Raw genomic sequence first — 16672 nt, 5'->3', positions numbered from 1 at the left:
GTTCAGATGCGCCCGCGCAGAGCGGCCCAGATCAGGCGCAGGCGCTTGAGCGGTTCGGGCGTGTCCTGCCCCACTAGCGCCGCATGGGCCACGCCTGGGAAGGCGGCGGGCGGCAGGGATTTCAAGGCGCGATTGGCGGCGGGGCGCAGCGCCCTCGCCTCATCCGCCCGCCCGGTCTGCGAAAGCCCCCAGACCCGTCCGACGTCAGCGACAGCAGACGCATGACCCGGTCCGGTCAACACATGCACCGCCGTCTGCATCGGCCCGACATAGAAGGCGTCCAGGTCATGCGGCTCGCCGTGGACGCGACCGATATGCGCCTCGATCAGGGCGTCGAACGGTCCGCGCTCCAGTCCGTGGCGCGTCGCCATGTCGGACAGGGCCTCCAGCACCGGATGCCCCTTGCGCGGCACGCCGGTGAAGACGCCGTCCATCTGCTCGGCCCACCAGGTGTAGCGCATCTCGGCCAACAGGGGCTGGGTGACGCGTGTGGGTATGGCCAGCAGTTCCGCCTCGAAGGCGTAGAGGGCGATCAGGTCCGCGCGCGCACGGCCGTCCGAAACCAACCGACTGGACAGCCAGCGGTCGAGGTCGGCGGCGCGGACCTGGGCGTCCAGTTGTTCGGCGGGATCAGCCAAACAGGGTCTGGTACATGGCCATGGCCGTCAGCATCGGCAGCGATAGCAACAGATTGGTGCGGCTGCCCAGCATGGCGATGCGGGCGGCGCGGGCCTTCTTGTCGTCGTCGACGGCGACGATACCCAGTGCACGCTTCTGGTTCGGCCAGATCACGCCCCAGACGTTCAGGAACATGATGATCGCCAGCCAGACGCCCAGCCCCATCAACGCGAACTGCTGATCGCCCTGATGCAGACCGCCTGCGAAGCCGAAGCTCAGCACCTCGGCGGCATAGGCATGGCCGCGCAGGCCCATGACGGCCAGACCGGCCAGCACCGTCACCAGCGCCGACCAGCGGAACCAGAACAAGGCCTCGGGCGCGATGTATTTCGACACGGCGGGTTTCAGATCGCCGGGGATTTCCGGCATCTTACGGATTTGGACGAAGTTGAAATAGTAAAGCAGCCCGATCCACAGAATGCCCGCCACGACGTGCACCCAGCGCAGCGCCGCCTGCCAGAAGATCAGGTCGAATCCGCCCGGCGCGATGCGGCCGAAGGCGAAGATCATCACCGCCGCCAGCACGGCGCTGAGCAGGATGGTGTTGCGGAAATTGGCGAGCAGTCCGGACATGGCTTCAGCCCCTCCCCCGAGGCGTATTCGTTGAGATCACAGCTTGACTATAGGCGCAGTTCAGGCGGCGCGCGACACGGCGAAATCGGCCAGGTCTTCCAGCGCTCTGCGCCAGTCGCTGTCGGGCAGGATCGAAAGAGCGGCCTTGGCCTGATCGGCATAGTCGCCGGCCAGATCCAGCGTCGCATTGATAGCGCCCGAGCCGACCACCAGTTCGCGCGCGCGGGCGAAGTCGTCCGGCGTGCGTTCGCCCTTGGTCACGGTGCGGTCCCAGAAGGCGTCCTCGCGCCCCTTGGTGCGGGCCACCGCCAGCAGCAGCGGCAGGGTGGCCTTGCCCTCGTTGAAGTCGTCGCCCGCGTTCTTGCCCAGCGCCTCGGCGGTCGCGCCGTAATCCAGCGCGTCGTCGGCCAGTTGGAAGGCTATGCCCAGCGCCATGCCATAGTCCCGCAAAGCCTTCACGGCGGCGGCGTCCGCACCCGCGCCGACGGCGCCGGCCTCAGCGGCGGCGGCGAACAGCTCGGCGGTCTTGGCGGCGATGATCTGCAGATAGGTGGCCTGATCCAGGTTCAGGTCGTGGGCGCGCGTCAACTGCAGCACTTCGCCTTCCGAGATCACCCGCGACGCCGAGGCCAGAATGCCCAGCGCCTGCATCGAATCCGTTTCGACCATCAGCTCAAAGGCGCGGGCGAACAGGAAGTCGCCGACCAGTACGCTGGTGGGCGCGCCCCAGATCAGGTGGGCCGCGACCTTGCCGCGACGCAGTTCCGACGCATCGACGATGTCGTCATGCAGCAGGGTGGCCGTGTGGATGAACTCGACCGCAGCCGCCAGCTTCTTGGGCGACAGGATGTCTCCTTGCGTCCCGGCCGCGCGGGCGGCGGCGACCGTCAGCAACGGGCGCAGGCGTTTTCCGCCCGCCGACACCAGATGTTCAGCCAGCAGCGGGATGATCGGCACGTCAGACTGCATCCGATCAATGATCAGGGCGTCGACAGCGGCCATATCGACCTCGGCCAGCCGGACGAGGGCGTTCACGTCCCCCTTCGGGCGGGTAGCGGCGGCGATGGCAACGTCCAAGAGAAACTCTTTCACAGGGGCGCGGCGGACCGCGTCGAAGGATTTTGCAACCAGGCTGACTTGCCCCGGCGCGATGCGGCGCACAATGGTGTTCGCCCCTTTGGGGGTCAAGGAGATTGAGGCTTGGAAACCGCTGAAACAGCACGTCCTGAGGTGGTCGAGAATGGGCTGCTGAACGAACGAGTGCGCCTGCGGCAACCGGCGCGAGGCTATCGTGCAGGCATGGACGCCGCGCTTCTGGCGGCTGCGGCGTCCGTGGCGGCTGGCGAACGGCTGTTCGAGGCCGGATGCGGCGCGGGCGCCGTGCTGATGCAGATCGCGGCTCGACGAACGGAAACATTCTTGACGGGCCTGGAACGTGACGCGTCCATGGCGACGCTGGCGACGGAAAACGCCGCCCTGAACGGCGTTCAGGACCGCGTGATGATTCGCCAGGGCGATGTGGCGGCAGGCTTTCGTGCGTTGGACCTGCCCCCCTTCGACTGGGCCGTCTCCAACCCGCCTTTCTTCGATGACGCAGGGGCGTTGCGCGCCCCCGCCGAGGGCAAGCGCGGCGCCTGGATGGCCGACGACGGTCTGGCCGCCTGGACCGGTTTCCTGCTGAAGTCAGTGCGAGAAGGCGGGCGCATAGTGGTCATCCACCGCGCCGACCGCCTGGCCGATCTGCTGGCCCTGCTGGGTCAAAAGGCGGGGTCTTTCGCCATCCGGCCCATTCATCCCTTCGCGGATGAACCGGCCAAGCGCGTGCTGGTCCACGCCATCAAGACCGGCAGGGCGCCCTTGCGTCTGCTGCCGCCGCTGGTGTTGCACGACCGCACCGGCGGCAAACACACCCCCGAAGCCGAGGCGATCCTGCGGGGAGAGGCCGCGCTGGATTGGTGATGCATTCCTTCTCCCCGCAACGGGGAGAAGGATCGCCCCCCTTACGCCCAGTTCGGCTTGCGCTTGTCCAGGAAGGCGCGGACGCCCTCCTGCCCTTCCGCCGACACCCGTGCGCGCGCGATGCGTTTGGCGGTGTCGTCCAGCAGGCTGTTGTCCAGCTTGTGGTGCGCGATGTCGTTCACCAGACGCTTGGCGTCGCCCATCGCGCCGGGCGCATTGCCAGACAGGCTGTCGGTCAGCATGGAGATGAACTCGTCCACCGAACCTTCCGGCAGAACCAGATCGATCAGGCCCGCATGGGCGGCATAGTCGGCGTCGAAGCTGTTGCCGGTCAGGAACAGCTGGCGGGCGCGGCGGGCGCCGACGGCCTCGATGACATAAGGGGCGATGGTCGCCGGAATCAGGCCCAGCTTGACCTCGGAGAAGGCGAAGCGCGCGCCGTCGACCGCCACGGCCATGTCGCAGGCGGCGACGATACCCGCGCCGCCCCCCATGGCGTTGCCTTCGACCACAGCCACCGTCAGAGCCGGCACGTCATGCAGCGCCTTCAGCATCCGCGCCAGACCCAGTGCGTCGTCGCGGTTATCGCTCTCGGACCAGTCGGCGGCGTCGCGCATCCAGTTCAGGTCCGCGCCCGCGCTGAAGTTGCCGCCAGCGCCGCGGATGAAGACCGCCCGCACCCGGTCGGCGCCATGCAGGGTTTCGAACGCCTCATGCAGGGCTGCGATGACGGCGGCGTCAAAGGCGTTCTTCTTGTGCGGGCGGTTGATGGTGACGAAGACCACCCCGTCGACGGTCGAGTCGATCTGCACCAGATCATCGTTCGCATCCGGCGCGGGATCGGCCACCAGCGGGTGCGAGATGCGATTGATCTCCGCCGCCTCGGCGTCAGTGACGTCCAGAGCGTTCAGATCGGCTTCGTTGGGCGTTTCGGCCATGGTCTTATCCTTGCGGGCAGCGAATGACGACCTGGGGTTCGTCGCCATAGTTGAAGCTGAGCGTCTGTCGGTCGTTCGACAGCGTCAGGGTGCGTTCAAGACGACGGACTTCCCCGTCATTGTCATGATCGACCGTAAGCCTAACGCGCTCAGGTCCGATTTCGTTGACCGAGATCACAGCGTCAGAGGTTTCGGAATAGGTGATCTCCCTGGCGCCGATGGTCAGGCCCATCTTGCCGGTGCTTTCATCGGCCGCGCATTCCGCCAGATCGGCCGCCCATGCGCCGCGAAACGCTTGCGGGATCAAGGCGACGGCGGCGTCGGGCTTGGACGGCGCGACCACCTCTGCAGGCTCCGACGCAACGGCTTGCGGCGCAGTCGCAGGCTGGCGCGCGTCGCAGGCGGCCAGCGCCAGCACGGACACGACCGCACCCAGGCGGATAGACCTCACCCGGATCAGACCTTGTCGCAACGATGGGCCAGAACGGTCTCGCCCTTCTGTTCAATCCGCAGGTTGATGCCCGCCACCGGCGATAAGCGCAGCGTCTGGGTCAAGGTCACGTCGCCGTCTGACGACTGGTTGTCCAGGACGACGCGGATGGTCAGGTCATCCAGGGTTTCCAGCGCGGTCAGGGTGGAGGTGTCCTCATAGCCCTTGATCTGGTTGGCGGTGATGACAAACCGCGTGCTGCTTTCATCCTTGGCGCAGCCGTCGTCGCTGTAGTCCCAGTTGCCGCGGAACCCGACCGGGAAGACCGCGCGCGCCGACCGGCCAGCCATGGCGGCCTCTTCCTCCGCCGCCGAAACCGGCGCCGACGCGGACTGCTGGGGCGCCTGTTCAGCAACCGGCGCGGTGTCCGCAGGCGCAGCAGGCTTGTCCGCAGCGGGCGAACCGCAGGCCGCCAGAGCCAACGACAAAACCGAAGTCAGGGCGATTGCGGTGACAGTCGTCTTCATGATTCAGGCCTTACAGCGTTCGATCTTCAGGATCACAGAGGCCACAGTCTCAGGCCCAGCGCTTCTCTTCAAGCAGATTTTGAGCAGCGTATATTTCAACCCACTCGATTACATCCGGAAAACGCCGAAGGTGGTGTCGGGCACGGGCGCATTCAGGCTGGCGCTGATGGCCAGACCCAGCACGTCGTGCGTCTGGGCCGGGTCGATCACGCCGTCGTCCCAAAGGCGGGCGGTGGCGTAATAGGGATTGCCCTCGTCTTCGTACTTCTGGCGGATCGGCGCCTTGAAGGCCTCGGCCTCATCCGGCGTCCAGGTGTCGGCATCACGGTGAACGGTCGCCAGAACCGAAGCCGCCTGCTCGCCGCCCATCACCGAAATTCGGCTGTTCGGCCAGGTGAACAGGAAGCGCGGCGAATAGGCCCGTCCGCACATGCCATAGTTCCCGGCGCCGAAGCTGCCGCCGATCAGGATGGTGAATTTGGGCACTTCTGCCGAAGCCACCGCCGTCACCAGCTTGGCGCCGTCCTTGGCGATGCCGCCCGCCTCATATTTGCCGCCGACCATGAAGCCGGAGATGTTCTGCAGGAAGACCAGCGGGATCTTGCGCTTGCACGCCAGTTCGATGAAATGCGCGCCTTTGAGGGCGCTCTCGGAAAATAGCACGCCGTTGTTGGCTAGAATGGCGACCGGATAGCCCCAGATGCGGGCGAAACCGCAGACCAGGGTCGTGCCGTACAGCGGCTTGAACTCTTCGAACTCCGACCCGTCCACGACCCGGGCGATGACCTCGCGCACGTCATAGGGCGCGCGGACATCGTCCGGGATCAGGCCGTACAGCTCTTCGGCGTCGAACGCCGGCGCGCGCGGCTCGCGCACGTCCAGCGACACGGTCTTGACGCTGTTCAGATGGCCGACGATGCCGCGCACGATTTCCAGCGCGTGTTCGTCATTCTCGGCGACATAATCGACCACGCCGGACTTGCGGCCATGGGTCTCGGCCCCGCCCAGTTCCTCGGCCGAGATGACTTCGCCGGTCGCCGCCTTCACCAGCGGCGGCCCGGCCAGGAAGATGGTGCCCTGATTGCGCACGATCACCGTCTCGTCCGACATGGCCGGGACATAGGCCCCGCCTGCCGTGCAGCTTCCCATCACACAGGCGATCTGGGCGATGCCCCGCGCGCTCATCCGCGCCTGATTGAAGAAGATGCGTCCGAAGTGGTCGCGGTCAGGAAACACCTCGGCCTGGTGCGGCAGGTTGGCCCCGCCGGAATCGACCAGATAGACGCAGGGCAGATGGTTCTGCTCGGCGATCTCCTGGGCGCGCAGGTGCTTCTTCACCGTCATGGGGAAATAGGCGCCGCCCTTCACCGTCGGATCGTTGGCGACGATCATCACCTCGCGGCCCGAGACACGGCCCACGCCCGCGATGACGCCCGCGCCCGGCGCGTCGCCGTCATACATGCCGCCCGCCGCAAGCTGCCCGACCTCAAGGAAGGGCGAGCCGGGATCCAGCAGCCGTTCGACCCGGTCGCGCGGCAACAGCTTGCCACGCGCCACATGGCGCTCCCGCGACTTGTCGGAACCGCCCCGCGCCGCCTTGGCCACATGGTCGCGCAGTTCTGCGACCAGGGCGCTATTATGCGCGTGCAGGGACTTGTATTGCGGGCTTTGCGGATCGACCGCGGATGTCAGCTTCGGCATGGGCGTAAGGTGTAAGCAGGTCTGGCCGCCGGGAAAAGCCCTTCCTCATCCGCATCCCAAATAGCAGGATGACCGCAGCAGACGGCCACGCGCCGTCCATATATTGCAGCAAAGCTCGTGAACGCGCATTTTCGAGCCGGATCGCATGATTATGAGTGAGGAACCGCCGCCAGACCGGCGCAACCTTGCCTCCCCGCCCCTTTTCGCCTATAGGCTCCGCCTTTCCAGGGCTTCGGTCCTGTCGCGGAACGCCAAAGGGTTGGACAATCGGTCCCGCCGCCGCGCCAGGAGCCATCGTGGGATCGACTTACCCGGTCGTTGCCGCGCCGATGCCCACAAGGGAGACTACCGCATGGCTCTTTACGAGCACACGGTCATGACGCGCCAGGACATCTCGGCGCAACAGGCCGAAGCGCTGAATGACACCATCAAGGATCTGATCGTCGCCGGTGGCGGCTCGGTCGCCAAGATCGAATACTGGGGTCTGCGCAACCTGACGTACCGCGTGAAGAAGAACCGCAAGGCTCACTATTCGCTGCTGGCCGTCGACGCCCCTCCGGCCGCCATGGCCGAAGTCGAGCGTCAACTGGGCATCAACGAAGACGTGCTGCGTTGGCTGACCGTCCGCGTCGAGGAACTCGACCTGGAACTGTCGCCCCTGCTGGCCCGCCGCGAGCGTGAACGCGAGCGTGAGCGCGAGCGCACGCCGCGCGAAGACGCCGCCGCCGACGCCGAATAAGGAACCCGGAACATGACCGATACAACCGCCCCGACCCCGGGCGCTCCGGCCGGCTCCGGCTCGGCCGGCCGCCGCCCCTTCTATCGTCGCCGCAAGGTCTGCCCGTTCTCGGGCGCCAATGCGCCGAAGATCGACTACAAGGACGTGAAGCTGCTGCAGCGTTACGTTTCCGAACGCGGCAAGATCGTGCCTTCGCGCATCACCGCCGTCTCCCAGAAGAAGCAGCGTGAACTGGCCAAGGCCATCAAGCGCGCCCGCTATCTGGCCCTCCTGCCGTACGTGGTGAAGTAAGATGAAGGTCGTTCTGCTGGAACGCGTCGATAACCTCGGCGCCATCGGCGACGTCGTCACTGTCAAGGACGGCTTCGCCCGCAACTTCCTTCTGCCGCGCGACAAGGCCCGCCGGGCCACCGCCGCCAACCTGAAGGCGTTCGAACTCGACCGCGCCGCCATCGAGCAGCGCAACGAGAAGAACAAGTCCGACGCACAGAAGGTCGCCGACAAGATCGACGGCCAGACCTACGTCATGATCCGTCAGGCTGGTGAAACCGGCCAACTGTACGGATCGGTCGCCGGCCGCGACGTCGCCGAAGCCATCCAGGCTGAAGGCGGCAAGGTCGAGCGTTCGCAAGTCGTCCTGAACACGGCGATCAAGACCCTGGGCGTTCACGAAGTGCCGGTTCGCCTGCACGCCGAAGTCCGCGCTGTGGTCAAGATCAACATCGCCCGTTCGGCCGATGAAGCTGAGCGTCAAGCCAAGGGCGAAGACGTGATCCGCAGCCAGTTCGACAATGAGCGCCAGGCCGCCGAGCAATCGGCCCAGGAACTCATCGAAGGCGGCGCCGGTCAACAAGAAGGCTTCGGCGACGAAGCCTGATCCCACCGGATCAGCAAGACATGAGGGGCGCGTTCCGCAAGGGACGCGCCCTTTTTGCTGCGTCAAATCCGGGATCCATTAGATTTCCTAAATCCGCCTATAGCAGAAGTCGCCGCCCGCCTGATTGACCCCGCCATGATCGCGCCCTTGATATGGCGATGACCGCGAGCCCCCTCCCCCTTTCTCGCGGACGGAGACCCCCATGCTAAACGGCCCGCCGAACAAGGCGTGCTCGGCAGTCGGCAGGCGATGTCGCGGCTGAGCCGTCAATCGCACCGTCAAACTGCCGCCTTCAAAACGCCGGACGCCAAAGGCGACGGCGTGCGCCCAACGCGCCAATAACAAAACATCAGGAAATCTCTCCAATGCGCATCTCCCCTGTCCGGAACGCCTCCCCCGTTCTGTTCGCCACTGCCTCGGCCATCGCCCTGCTGACCGCAGCGCCCGCCTTCGCCCAAACCACTGAACAATCCGCCGAGACCGTCAGCGACATCGTCGTCACCGGCACCCGGGCGCCGAACCGTTCGCGCCTCGACACCCTGGCGCCCGTCGACGTGGTGACGGCCCAGAACCTGCAGAAGACCGGCACGACCGAGTTCGCGACGGCTCTGGCCCAGGCCATCCCGTCCCTGACCTTCCAGCGCCCGTCCGCCAACGACGGCACGGACTCGGTGCGCCCCATCACCCTGCGCGGCCTGTCGCCGGATCAGACTCTGGTTCTGGTCAACGGCACGCGGCGTCACGCCTCGGCCCTGGTCAATGTCAACGGCACGGTCGGGCGCGGCTCGGCTGCCGTCGACCTGAACACCATCCCGACAGGCGCCCTGGACCGGGTCGAAGTGCTGCGTGACGGCGCCTCGGCACAATATGGTTCGGACGCCATCGCCGGGGTCGTGAACCTGCGCCTGAAGGAAGCCTCCAGCGGCGGCGGCGCCAGCGTCACCTACGGCCAGTATCTGACCACGGTGAAGACCGCGCGCGGCGAGCGCGACGAACACGACGGCGCCACCGTGACCGCATCCGCCTGGCAGGGCTTTGCGCTGGGCGACGACGGCTTCCTGACTCTGTCAGCCGAATATCTGAACCGTGACAGCACCAACCGCGCGGACTATGACCCGCGCGCCGCCGCCAACGGCGGGATCACCGCCCGTTTCGGCGACCCGGATGTCGAGCAATGGACGGTGTTCGCCAATGCGGGCAAGGGTCTGGGCAACGGCTGGAAGGCCTATGGCTGGGCAGGCTACCAGGACCGCGACAGCACCGGCGCCGCCTTCCCGCGCCTGTCCGACAACATCAACAACGTCGCCTCCATCTATCCCAACGGCTTCCTGCCCAAGGTGGCGATCAACTCCAAGGACGCCTCGGTCGCCGGCGGCCTGCGCGGTGAAGTCGCTGGATGGAATGCGGACATCAGCCTGACCTATGGCCGCAACGCCCTGGACTTCCGCACCAAGGATTCGCTGAACTCGACCTATGGCGCCAACTCGCCGACCGACTTTGATTCCGGCAGCCTGATCTATGACCAACTGGTGCTGGGCGCCGACTTCAGCCGCGCCTTCGATGTGGGCTTGTCCGCCGGTCCCCTGAATTTCGCCTGGGGTCTGGAGCAACGCTGGGAGAGCTATCAGATCAAGGCGGGCCAGGCTGAAAGCTACAACCGCGGCCCTCTGGGCGCTGACACCCGGCTTGCTGGCGGCGCCCAGGGCTTCGTCGGCTTCCAACCCTCGAATGAGGTCGATGTCGATCGCAACAACTTCGCCGCCTACGCCGACGTGGAAATCCCGCTGACCGACAAGCTGACGGTCGATGGAGCCGTGCGGTTCGAAGACTATTCCGACTTCGGCACGACCCAGACAGGCAAGCTCTCGGCCCGCTATGACTTCAACCATAGCTTCGCCCTGCGCGGCTCGATCTCGACAGGCTTCCGCGCGCCGTCGCTGCAGCAGTCGTATTTCACCTCGACCCAGTCGGTCATCCAGAACGGCGCCGTGGTTGAAACCGGCACCTTCCCGGCGACCAGCGCGGTGGCGTCGGCCCTGGGCGCGCGCCCGCTGAAGGCGGAAACCTCGACCAACTATTCGTTGGGCGGCGTGCTGCGTCTGGGCCGCTTCGACCTGACGGTCGACGCCTACAAGATCGACATCGACAACCAGATCGTTTTGTCGGAACTGATCAACCGCAGCTTCTCACCCCAGGTCGCAGGGCTGCTTGACCCGCTGGGCATCCAGGCTGCGCGCTTCTTCCTGAACGGCGTCTCGACCTCGACCGAAGGCGTGGACATCGTGGGCCGCTATCGCCTGCCGACCGAACGCCTGGGTGATTTCGACTTCACGGTCGCCGCCAACTTCAATGATGTGAAGGTCAACAAGCTGCCGAACTCATCGTCGGTGCTGAACCCGGTCCCGACCCTGTTCGCCCGTCAGCGCATCCTGACCATCGAAGACGGCACGCCCGACACCAAGGTCTCGGCTGCCGCGGACTGGGGCCTGAACAAGTTCGGCGCCACGGTTCGCGCCACCTACTATGGCGACGTGCTGCAGGCAGGTTCGACTCCCGGCGGCGATTATTCGACCGGCGCCAAGACGGTCATTGATCTGGAAGGCCGTTATCAACTGACCGACCGGATCGGCGTCACCGTCGGCGTGGACAATCTGTTCGACGAATATCCGGACTACGTGCCGATCAGCAACGCGGCGTCCGCCCCTGGCACTGACCTGACGTCCAACGGGGTTCTGGGCTTCCCCTACTACTCGCCGTTCGGCTTCAACGGCCGTTACGCCTACGCGCGCCTGAGCGTGAAGTGGTGATCCGACAAACCGGATGACAGGACGACGAAGGGCGCTCTGCGGAGCGCCCTTTTTCTTTGGTGAAGAACGGGCCTGCCCCGCCTGATCTTCATTGGGAAAATTGGGTTCGCCCACAGGGGGGACGATCTGTCCACGGTCTAGTCCGCGTCCCCATCTGACGCAGACGCGCGTCAGGGGTAAAGCGTTAAGACAATGAACGCCTTCGCCCCCATGCCCTATTCGTCCGCCCCGTCGGATTCCGTCAGCGTCAGCTCGATGCCCCACAACCTGGAGGCCGAGCAGGCCCTGCTTGGTTCGCTGATGTTCGACAACGGGGTGTTCGAGCGCCTCAGCGACCGCCTGCGCGGCAGCCATTTCTACGAACCCTTCCACCAGCGCCTGTTCGAAGCGATCGAGGACCACATCCGCCAGGGCATGCTGGCCGAGCCGACCATCCTTATGGAGCGGTTCAAGCAGGACCCGGCGTTTCATGAGTTCGGCGGCCTGCGTTACCTCGCCGACCTGGTGGACCGTGCGCCGCCCGCCGCCAACGCCCCAGACTATGCCCGCGTGGTCTATGACCTGGCCCTGCGCCGCGACCTGATCCGCATTGGCGGCGACATCATCAAGGAGGCGCCCAACCCCGAGACGCCCGCCGACGAACAGATCGAACAGGCCGAACAGACCCTGTATTCGCTGGCCGAAACGGGCAAGCCGTCATCCGGCTTCGTCAGTTTCTCGCACGCCCTGTCCGGCGCTGTGCAGATGGCGGCGGAAGCCTATCAGCGTGAAGGCAAGCTGGCGGGCCTGGCCACCGGATTGAACGACCTGGACCGCAAGCTGGGCGGCCTGCACCCCTCTGACCTTCTGATCCTGGCGGGACGTCCGTCGATGGGTAAGACCGCACTGGCCACCAACATGGCCTTCAACGTGGCCCGCGCCTATCAGTGGGAGCCGACGCCCGAGGGCCGCAAGACCGTCAACGGCGGGGTCGTCGCCTTCTACTCGTTGGAAATGAGCGCCGAACAGCTGGCCATGCGTATTCTGGCCGACGCGTCGGGCGTGTCATCGGACAAGCTGCGCAAGGGCGAGATCGACGCCTCGGACTTCGGCAAGCTGCGCGATGCGGCGGTCGAGATCGGCGAAAGCCCCCTCTACATCGACGCCACCGGCGGCATCTCCATCTCCAAGCTGTCGGCCCGCGCACGGCGCCTGAAGCGGATGGAGCATGGGCTTGATCTGATCATCGTCGACTATCTCCAGCTGGTGACGACAGGCGAAGGCGGCGGCCAGAAGAACCGCGTGCAGGAAGTGTCCGAAATCACCGGCGGTCTGAAGGCCCTGGCCAAGGAGTTGTCGGTGCCGATCATCGCCCTGTCGCAGCTGTCGCGTCAGGTCGAACAGCGCGACGACAAGCGCCCGCAACTGTCCGACCTGCGGGAATCCGGCTCTATCGAGCAGGACGCCGACTGCGTAATGTTCGTCTATCGCGAAAGCTATTACCTGGGCCGGGCCGAACCGCGCGAAGGCACCGAGGAACACCTGCAATGGCAGCAGGACATGGACCGCCTGCAGGGCCAGGCCGAAGTCGTCATCGGCAAGCAGCGCCATGGCCCCATCGGCATCGTCAAACTGGCCTTCGACGCCGACACCGTCCGCTTCGGCAACCTGGCGCACGGCTATGAGGAAGTCAGCTACGAATAGGGCGGCGCACGCCGCCCTGTCCGTTCGTCAGGCCGCAGTGACGGTGATCTGAACGTCAATATTGCCGCGCACAGCCTTGGAATAGGGGCAGGTGCGGTGGGCCTCTTCGACGATGGCTTCGGCGGTCGGTTGGTCGACGCCGGTGATGGTGACCGCCAGGGCAACGGACAGGGCCACGCCGCCGTCATCCTGCTGGTTCAGGCCGACCGAGGCGGCGATCGCGACCTGATCGTCAGCCACCTTGTGCTTGCGCCCCGCCACATGGATCACCGCGCTGCCGAAACATCCGGCATAGCCCGCCGCGAACAGTTGTTCCGGGTTGGTCGCATTGCCGCGTCCGCCGATGGCGGCGGGTTGCGCCAATTTCAGATCCAGAAACCCGTCATCGCTGTGCGCTGTGCCATTGCGCCCGCCGACGACGTTCACTGTGGTTGAATAGAGGGTCTTCATCCGCGTCATCTCCCTGCGGAACAAATAGGATGCGCCGAACCGTCCGCCTTTGAACGGTCCGGCGCGGTCTGGGCGTCAGGCGGTTATGCCGCCATCGACAGTGATCTCCGCCGCCGTGGTGTAGCTGGCTTCGTCCGAGGCCAGATAGACGATCATATTGGAGACCTCCTGCGGGTCCGCCAGACGCTTGACCGGAATGCGGCTGTTGATTTCGGCGACGCGCTCAGGATCGGGCTCGTCCACCATGGGGGTCTGGATGATGCCGGGCAGGACGGTGTTGACGCGGATGTTCTCTTCCGCGAACTCCAGAGCGGCGACGCGGCTGAGGCCGTGAATGGCGATCTTGGCGGCGGTGTAGGCCGAGTTGCCCTTTACCCCGCGATAAACCGCCGCCGACGAGACGTTGACGATGGAGCCCACGCCCGCACGGCGCATCGACGGCAGCACCGTCTTCATGCCCAGAAAGACGCTGTTCTGGTTCACGGCGATGACCTTCGAATATTCCTCGAACGTCAGGTCCGCGATTTCCTTCAGCAGGACGATGCCGGCGTTGTTGACCAGCACGCTGACCGGACCGAACGCCGCCTCTGTCTCGGCGACCACGCGCTCCCAGTCCTGGGGGTTCGACACATCATGCTGGATGAACAGGGCGTTTTCGCCCAGTTCGGCGGCCAACTCCTGGCCCAGTTCGACCCGAACGTCGGTGAAGGCGACCTTGGCGCCCTCCTTGATGAAGGCGCGAACGTGCGAGGCGCCCTGCCCGCGCGACCCGCCCGTCACGATCGCCACCTTGCCTTGAAGTCTTCCGGTCATGGTCTTCTCCTGCCCCTGCGGCCGCACCGCATCGAGGCCTCTGAAATCAGGTTCACAATCGTCCTTCTGGCGGCGGTGGGGAGCCCGAGCGTCATGTGGACAACGTCAACATGAGAAGCGAAGTTGACGTTGTCAACATGGTCCGGCAGGGTGCGGTCTATGGCTTCATCACGGTTTGACGATCTGTTGGCGGCGGCCGCCGTTCTGCTGGATGGCGCAGGATCGACCGCGGTGACGCTACGCGACGTGGCCGCCGCCGTCGGCGTGTCGCACAACGCGCCATACCGCCATTTCTCCAGCAAGCAGGATATCCTGGAGGCCCTGATCGCGCGCGAGATCGTGGCCATGTGCCAGACTGCCGAACGCGCCGAAACGCCCCTCAGCGTACAGGCCCTGACGCTTGTGTTCGCCAAATGGGCGCTGACGCACACCGAACGGTTTCGGCTGCTGATCCAGCAATGGCCACATGGAGAGCGCGAAGACTTGCTTCAGGCGATGGACCGCTGGGACGTCATCTACACCCGCGCCACACAGGCCGATCAGCAGATCGGCGCCCTGCCCCCTGGCGACCCACAGCGTCTCAGCTATCTGATCCGCTCGACCACCCTGGGATCAATTCAGCATTATCTGGCGGCGGGACGCACGGACGCGCCTGAACCTGCTCAGATCATCGACGACCTGTTTCATCACCTTGGCCGAAGCGCGCAGGCATAAACCGCTTCCATCACGGAAAACTTGGCGCATAACGGGCGGATGCTGACCCCTGCTGTCCTCTCCGTCGATCTGAACGCTCTGGCGCGCAACTATCATACGCTGGAGGCCCTCACCGGCGTGCCAGTGCATCCGGTGGTCAAGGCGGACGGGTACGGGCTGGGCGCCGCACCCTGTGCAAAACGGTTGATGGCCGAAGGGGCGCGGACCTTCTTTGTGGCGCGGGCCGCCGAGGGGCTGGCGCTCAGGACGTCACTGGGCTCAGAGCCGACCATCTATGTGCTGGACGGCTGCCACGGGGAAATCGCGGGCGCGCTGAAGGCGGCGAACGTGCGCCCCGTCCTGAACCAGCCCGCACAGATGGCGGCCTGGGCGGCGGCGGGCGGCGGCGCCTGCGGATTGCAGATCGACACCGGCATGAACCGCATCGGCTTCCGGCCCGAAGATGCGCCCGAGATGTTCGAGGGGCTGGAGCTGGTTCTGACCCACCTGGCCTGCGCCGACGAACCGGCCAATCCGATGAACCGCCAGCAGCGCGACCTGTTTGCGGTTTTTGTCCAGCGCTATCCGGGTGTGACCCGCTCGTTCGCCAACTCCAGCGGCTGTTTCCTGGGCCGTGACTTCCAGTTCGACACCGCCCGCCCCGGCGTCGCCCTGTTCGGCGGCGGGCCCGAGGGCAAGCCCGACACACGCATCGCCCCGGTGGCGACCCTGCTGGCGGATGTTCTGCAGGTGCGGGACGTGCCTGCGGGCGAAAGCGTCGGCTACGGACGCGGCTTCATCGCCGATCGCCCTGTGCGGGTGGCGACGGTGGCGACAGGTTATGCCGATGGCGTGATGCGGTCCTACAGCCCGCGCGGCGAGGTCTGGATCGCAAACGAGACCCGACCGCTGCTGGGCCGGGTCTCGATGGACGTCTGTGCTGTCGATGTGACCGGACTGGATGTCTCGGTCGGCGACAAGGCCGAGCTATTCGGCCCGAACAGACCGGTGGATGCGGCAGCGGCGGCGGCCGGGACCATCAGCTATGAGCTTCTGACCTCGATCACCACGCGCGTGCCGCGGGTCTATTCTCAGTAACCGCTGGCGCCGAGCGCCGCGACGCTGGCCGTCGAGAGCACGAAGATTGCAGCGACAGCGCCGACGATGGCGCCCAGGATCACGCCCAGCACGATGCCGGCCAGCAAGATCACGACGTAATAGACAACCTTCTTGTCCTCCGGCACCTTCATCAGGATCGGCAGGCCAAAGAACAGCAGGACCAGACTGTAGATCGCGCCGATCAGGGCGATCAAACCGCCAGCAACCGGAATCAGGTTGGCGATGCCCGCGACCCAGGCCGCCGTATAGGCATAAACAGCCAGTTTCTGAGCCTGGACCGGGTTGGGCGTGGCGCCGAAGCTGGAGGCCAGAGCATTGATGATGACGCCCAGGATGAAGACGCCGGCCAGACCCAGCACATAAGACAGGATCGCCAGGATCAGGGCGCCGACGATGCCTTGATGCAGGAAGACCAGGCTGGCGATCAGGGTGGCGATCGGTGCGATCGCCGCCAGGATCATGGCATAGCCCGTATAGAGGCTCTTGGTCGTGGCGAATTCACGATCAATGATCTGCCACTCCAGCTTGGGCTGAAGCAGGATGCCCTTTACGCGGGCGACGAGCGCCGGATTTACGGCGGGTTGCGACGAGTCGGACATAGGTGTGGCAGGCCTTTATGGGGATGCGATGTTGAATATTGACGTTACGTCACATCAAGAAGCAAGCGCTTGTGCGACAAAGTCTC

18 protein-coding genes are annotated in these 16672 nt (G+C 65.5%); 8 read left to right on the top strand and 10 right to left on the bottom strand.

Annotated elements, in window-relative coordinates:
• Window positions 1-2 precede the first annotated feature (2 nt).
• The 3 genes from JKF87_RS12945 to JKF87_RS12935 are packed head-to-tail and all read right to left on the bottom strand — an operon-like array spanning window position 3 to window position 2286.
• Window positions 3-638, bottom strand: coding sequence for a squalene/phytoene synthase family protein (locus JKF87_RS12945; RefSeq protein WP_201100307.1), 636 nt, complete (start codon window positions 636-638; stop codon window positions 3-5).
• Window positions 631-1251: a hypothetical protein gene (locus JKF87_RS12940; RefSeq protein ID WP_201100306.1), complete on the bottom strand. Its 621-nt coding sequence runs from the start codon at window positions 1249-1251 to the stop codon at window positions 631-633. Before JKF87_RS12940 ends, JKF87_RS12945 begins: the two co-directional genes overlap by 8 nt.
• A gap of 60 nt (window positions 1252-1311) precedes the next feature.
• Window positions 1312-2286 carry a polyprenyl synthetase family protein gene (locus JKF87_RS12935; RefSeq protein WP_201100305.1) on the bottom strand — a complete coding sequence of 325 codons (975 nt, stop codon included), beginning with the start codon at window positions 2284-2286 and terminating at the stop codon, window positions 1312-1314.
• A gap of 165 nt (window positions 2287-2451) precedes the next feature.
• Here JKF87_RS12935 and JKF87_RS12930 point away from each other — a divergent pair, with 165 nt between their 5' ends.
• The gene (locus JKF87_RS12930; protein WP_201100304.1) at window positions 2452-3210 is read left to right on the top strand and encodes a tRNA1(Val) (adenine(37)-N6)-methyltransferase; all 759 of its coding nucleotides are present in this window, start codon (window positions 2452-2454) and stop codon (window positions 3208-3210) included.
• A 41-nt stretch (window positions 3211-3251) separates the two neighbouring features.
• Here the strand turns inward: JKF87_RS12930 and JKF87_RS12925 are convergent, their stop codons facing one another.
• The 4 genes from JKF87_RS12925 to JKF87_RS12910 form a co-directional block, all read right to left on the bottom strand.
• On the bottom strand, window positions 3252-4148 hold the full coding sequence (locus tag JKF87_RS12925; protein ID WP_201100303.1) for an enoyl-CoA hydratase-related protein: 897 nt from the start codon (window positions 4146-4148) through the stop codon (window positions 3252-3254).
• A 4-nt stretch (window positions 4149-4152) separates the two neighbouring features.
• Entirely contained in the window at window positions 4153-4599 is a 447-nt protein-coding gene (locus JKF87_RS12920) for a hypothetical protein (RefSeq protein ID WP_201100302.1), read from the bottom strand.
• A 5-nt stretch (window positions 4600-4604) separates the two neighbouring features.
• Window positions 4605-5105 (bottom strand): hypothetical protein, encoded by a 501-nt coding sequence (locus JKF87_RS12915; protein ID WP_201100301.1) that lies wholly within the window; start codon window positions 5103-5105, stop codon window positions 4605-4607.
• A gap of 108 nt (window positions 5106-5213) precedes the next feature.
• Window positions 5214-6806 (bottom strand): carboxyl transferase domain-containing protein, encoded by a 1593-nt coding sequence (locus tag JKF87_RS12910; RefSeq protein ID WP_201100300.1) that lies wholly within the window; start codon window positions 6804-6806, stop codon window positions 5214-5216.
• Between the two features lie 352 nt (window positions 6807-7158).
• Here JKF87_RS12910 and rpsF point away from each other — a divergent pair, with 352 nt between their 5' ends.
• From rpsF to JKF87_RS12885, 5 genes are all read left to right on the top strand, one after another.
• On the top strand, window positions 7159-7545 hold the full coding sequence (gene rpsF / locus JKF87_RS12905; protein ID WP_201100299.1) for a 30S ribosomal protein S6: 387 nt from the start codon (window positions 7159-7161) through the stop codon (window positions 7543-7545).
• A gap of 12 nt (window positions 7546-7557) precedes the next feature.
• Window positions 7558-7836 (top strand): 30S ribosomal protein S18, encoded by a 279-nt coding sequence (gene rpsR, locus JKF87_RS12900; protein ID WP_054766014.1) that lies wholly within the window; start codon window positions 7558-7560, stop codon window positions 7834-7836.
• Between the two features lies 1 nt (window position 7837).
• Window positions 7838-8422, top strand: coding sequence for a 50S ribosomal protein L9 (rplI, locus tag JKF87_RS12895; RefSeq protein ID WP_201100298.1), 585 nt, complete (start codon window positions 7838-7840; stop codon window positions 8420-8422).
• 365 nt (window positions 8423-8787) lie between these two features.
• Window positions 8788-11229, top strand: a complete 2442-nt coding sequence (locus JKF87_RS12890; protein WP_201100297.1) for a TonB-dependent receptor plug domain-containing protein — start codon at window positions 8788-8790, stop codon at window positions 11227-11229.
• Between the two features lie 192 nt (window positions 11230-11421).
• On the top strand, window positions 11422-12912 hold the full coding sequence (locus JKF87_RS12885; protein ID WP_201100296.1) for a replicative DNA helicase: 1491 nt from the start codon (window positions 11422-11424) through the stop codon (window positions 12910-12912).
• Between the two features lie 27 nt (window positions 12913-12939).
• Here JKF87_RS12885 and JKF87_RS12880 read toward each other — a convergent pair whose 3' ends face one another.
• The gene (locus JKF87_RS12880; protein ID WP_201100295.1) at window positions 12940-13362 is read right to left on the bottom strand and encodes an organic hydroperoxide resistance protein; all 423 of its coding nucleotides are present in this window, start codon (window positions 13360-13362) and stop codon (window positions 12940-12942) included.
• A 75-nt stretch (window positions 13363-13437) separates the two neighbouring features.
• Window positions 13438-14175: an SDR family NAD(P)-dependent oxidoreductase gene (locus JKF87_RS12875; protein WP_201100294.1), complete on the bottom strand. Its 738-nt coding sequence runs from the start codon at window positions 14173-14175 to the stop codon at window positions 13438-13440.
• 159 nt (window positions 14176-14334) lie between these two features.
• Between JKF87_RS12875 and JKF87_RS12870 the strand changes: the two genes are divergently transcribed.
• On the top strand, window positions 14335-14889 hold the full coding sequence (locus tag JKF87_RS12870) for a TetR/AcrR family transcriptional regulator (protein ID WP_201100293.1): 555 nt from the start codon (window positions 14335-14337) through the stop codon (window positions 14887-14889).
• A gap of 39 nt (window positions 14890-14928) precedes the next feature.
• Window positions 14929-15966, top strand: coding sequence for an alanine racemase (gene alr / locus JKF87_RS12865; RefSeq protein WP_201100292.1), 1038 nt, complete (start codon window positions 14929-14931; stop codon window positions 15964-15966).
• Here alr and JKF87_RS12860 read toward each other — a convergent pair.
• The gene (locus JKF87_RS12860) at window positions 15960-16586 is read right to left on the bottom strand and encodes a Yip1 family protein (RefSeq protein ID WP_201100291.1); all 627 of its coding nucleotides are present in this window, start codon (window positions 16584-16586) and stop codon (window positions 15960-15962) included. The two genes, alr and JKF87_RS12860, sit on opposite strands and share 7 nt — an antisense overlap.
• Window positions 16587-16672 lie beyond the last annotated feature (86 nt).

It is taken from the genome of Brevundimonas nasdae (genome assembly GCF_016654005.1).
In the GTDB taxonomy this organism is placed as follows: Bacteria; Pseudomonadota; Alphaproteobacteria; order Caulobacterales; family Caulobacteraceae; genus Brevundimonas; species Brevundimonas nasdae.
Note: the sequence above shows the minus strand (reverse complement) of the source record. Positions and strands in the feature narration are given on the sequence as shown.

Coding starts and splice junctions, on each gene's coding strand:
- rplI (WP_201100298.1), top strand. CDS start 7,838: ATGAAGGTCGTTCTGCTGGAACGCGTCGATAACCTCGGCGCCATCGGC.
- JKF87_RS12890 (WP_201100297.1), top strand. CDS start 8,788: ATGCGCATCTCCCCTGTCCGGAACGCCTCCCCCGTTCTGTTCGCCACT.
- JKF87_RS12885 (WP_201100296.1), top strand. CDS start 11,422: ATGAACGCCTTCGCCCCCATGCCCTATTCGTCCGCCCCGTCGGATTCC.
- JKF87_RS12910 (WP_201100300.1), bottom strand. CDS start 6,806: ATGCCGAAGCTGACATCCGCGGTCGATCCGCAAAGCCCGCAATACAAG.
- JKF87_RS12870 (WP_201100293.1), top strand. CDS start 14,335: ATGGCTTCATCACGGTTTGACGATCTGTTGGCGGCGGCCGCCGTTCTG.
- JKF87_RS12880 (WP_201100295.1), bottom strand. CDS start 13,362: ATGAAGACCCTCTATTCAACCACAGTGAACGTCGTCGGCGGGCGCAAT.
- rpsF (WP_201100299.1), top strand. CDS start 7,159: ATGGCTCTTTACGAGCACACGGTCATGACGCGCCAGGACATCTCGGCG.
- JKF87_RS12925 (WP_201100303.1), bottom strand. CDS start 4,148: ATGGCCGAAACGCCCAACGAAGCCGATCTGAACGCTCTGGACGTCACT.
- JKF87_RS12915 (WP_201100301.1), bottom strand. CDS start 5,105: ATGAAGACGACTGTCACCGCAATCGCCCTGACTTCGGTTTTGTCGTTG.
- JKF87_RS12940 (WP_201100306.1), bottom strand. CDS start 1,251: ATGTCCGGACTGCTCGCCAATTTCCGCAACACCATCCTGCTCAGCGCC.
- JKF87_RS12860 (WP_201100291.1), bottom strand. CDS start 16,586: ATGTCCGACTCGTCGCAACCCGCCGTAAATCCGGCGCTCGTCGCCCGC.
- rpsR (WP_054766014.1), top strand. CDS start 7,558: ATGACCGATACAACCGCCCCGACCCCGGGCGCTCCGGCCGGCTCCGGC.
- JKF87_RS12875 (WP_201100294.1), bottom strand. CDS start 14,175: ATGACCGGAAGACTTCAAGGCAAGGTGGCGATCGTGACGGGCGGGTCG.
- alr (WP_201100292.1), top strand. CDS start 14,929: ATGCTGACCCCTGCTGTCCTCTCCGTCGATCTGAACGCTCTGGCGCGC.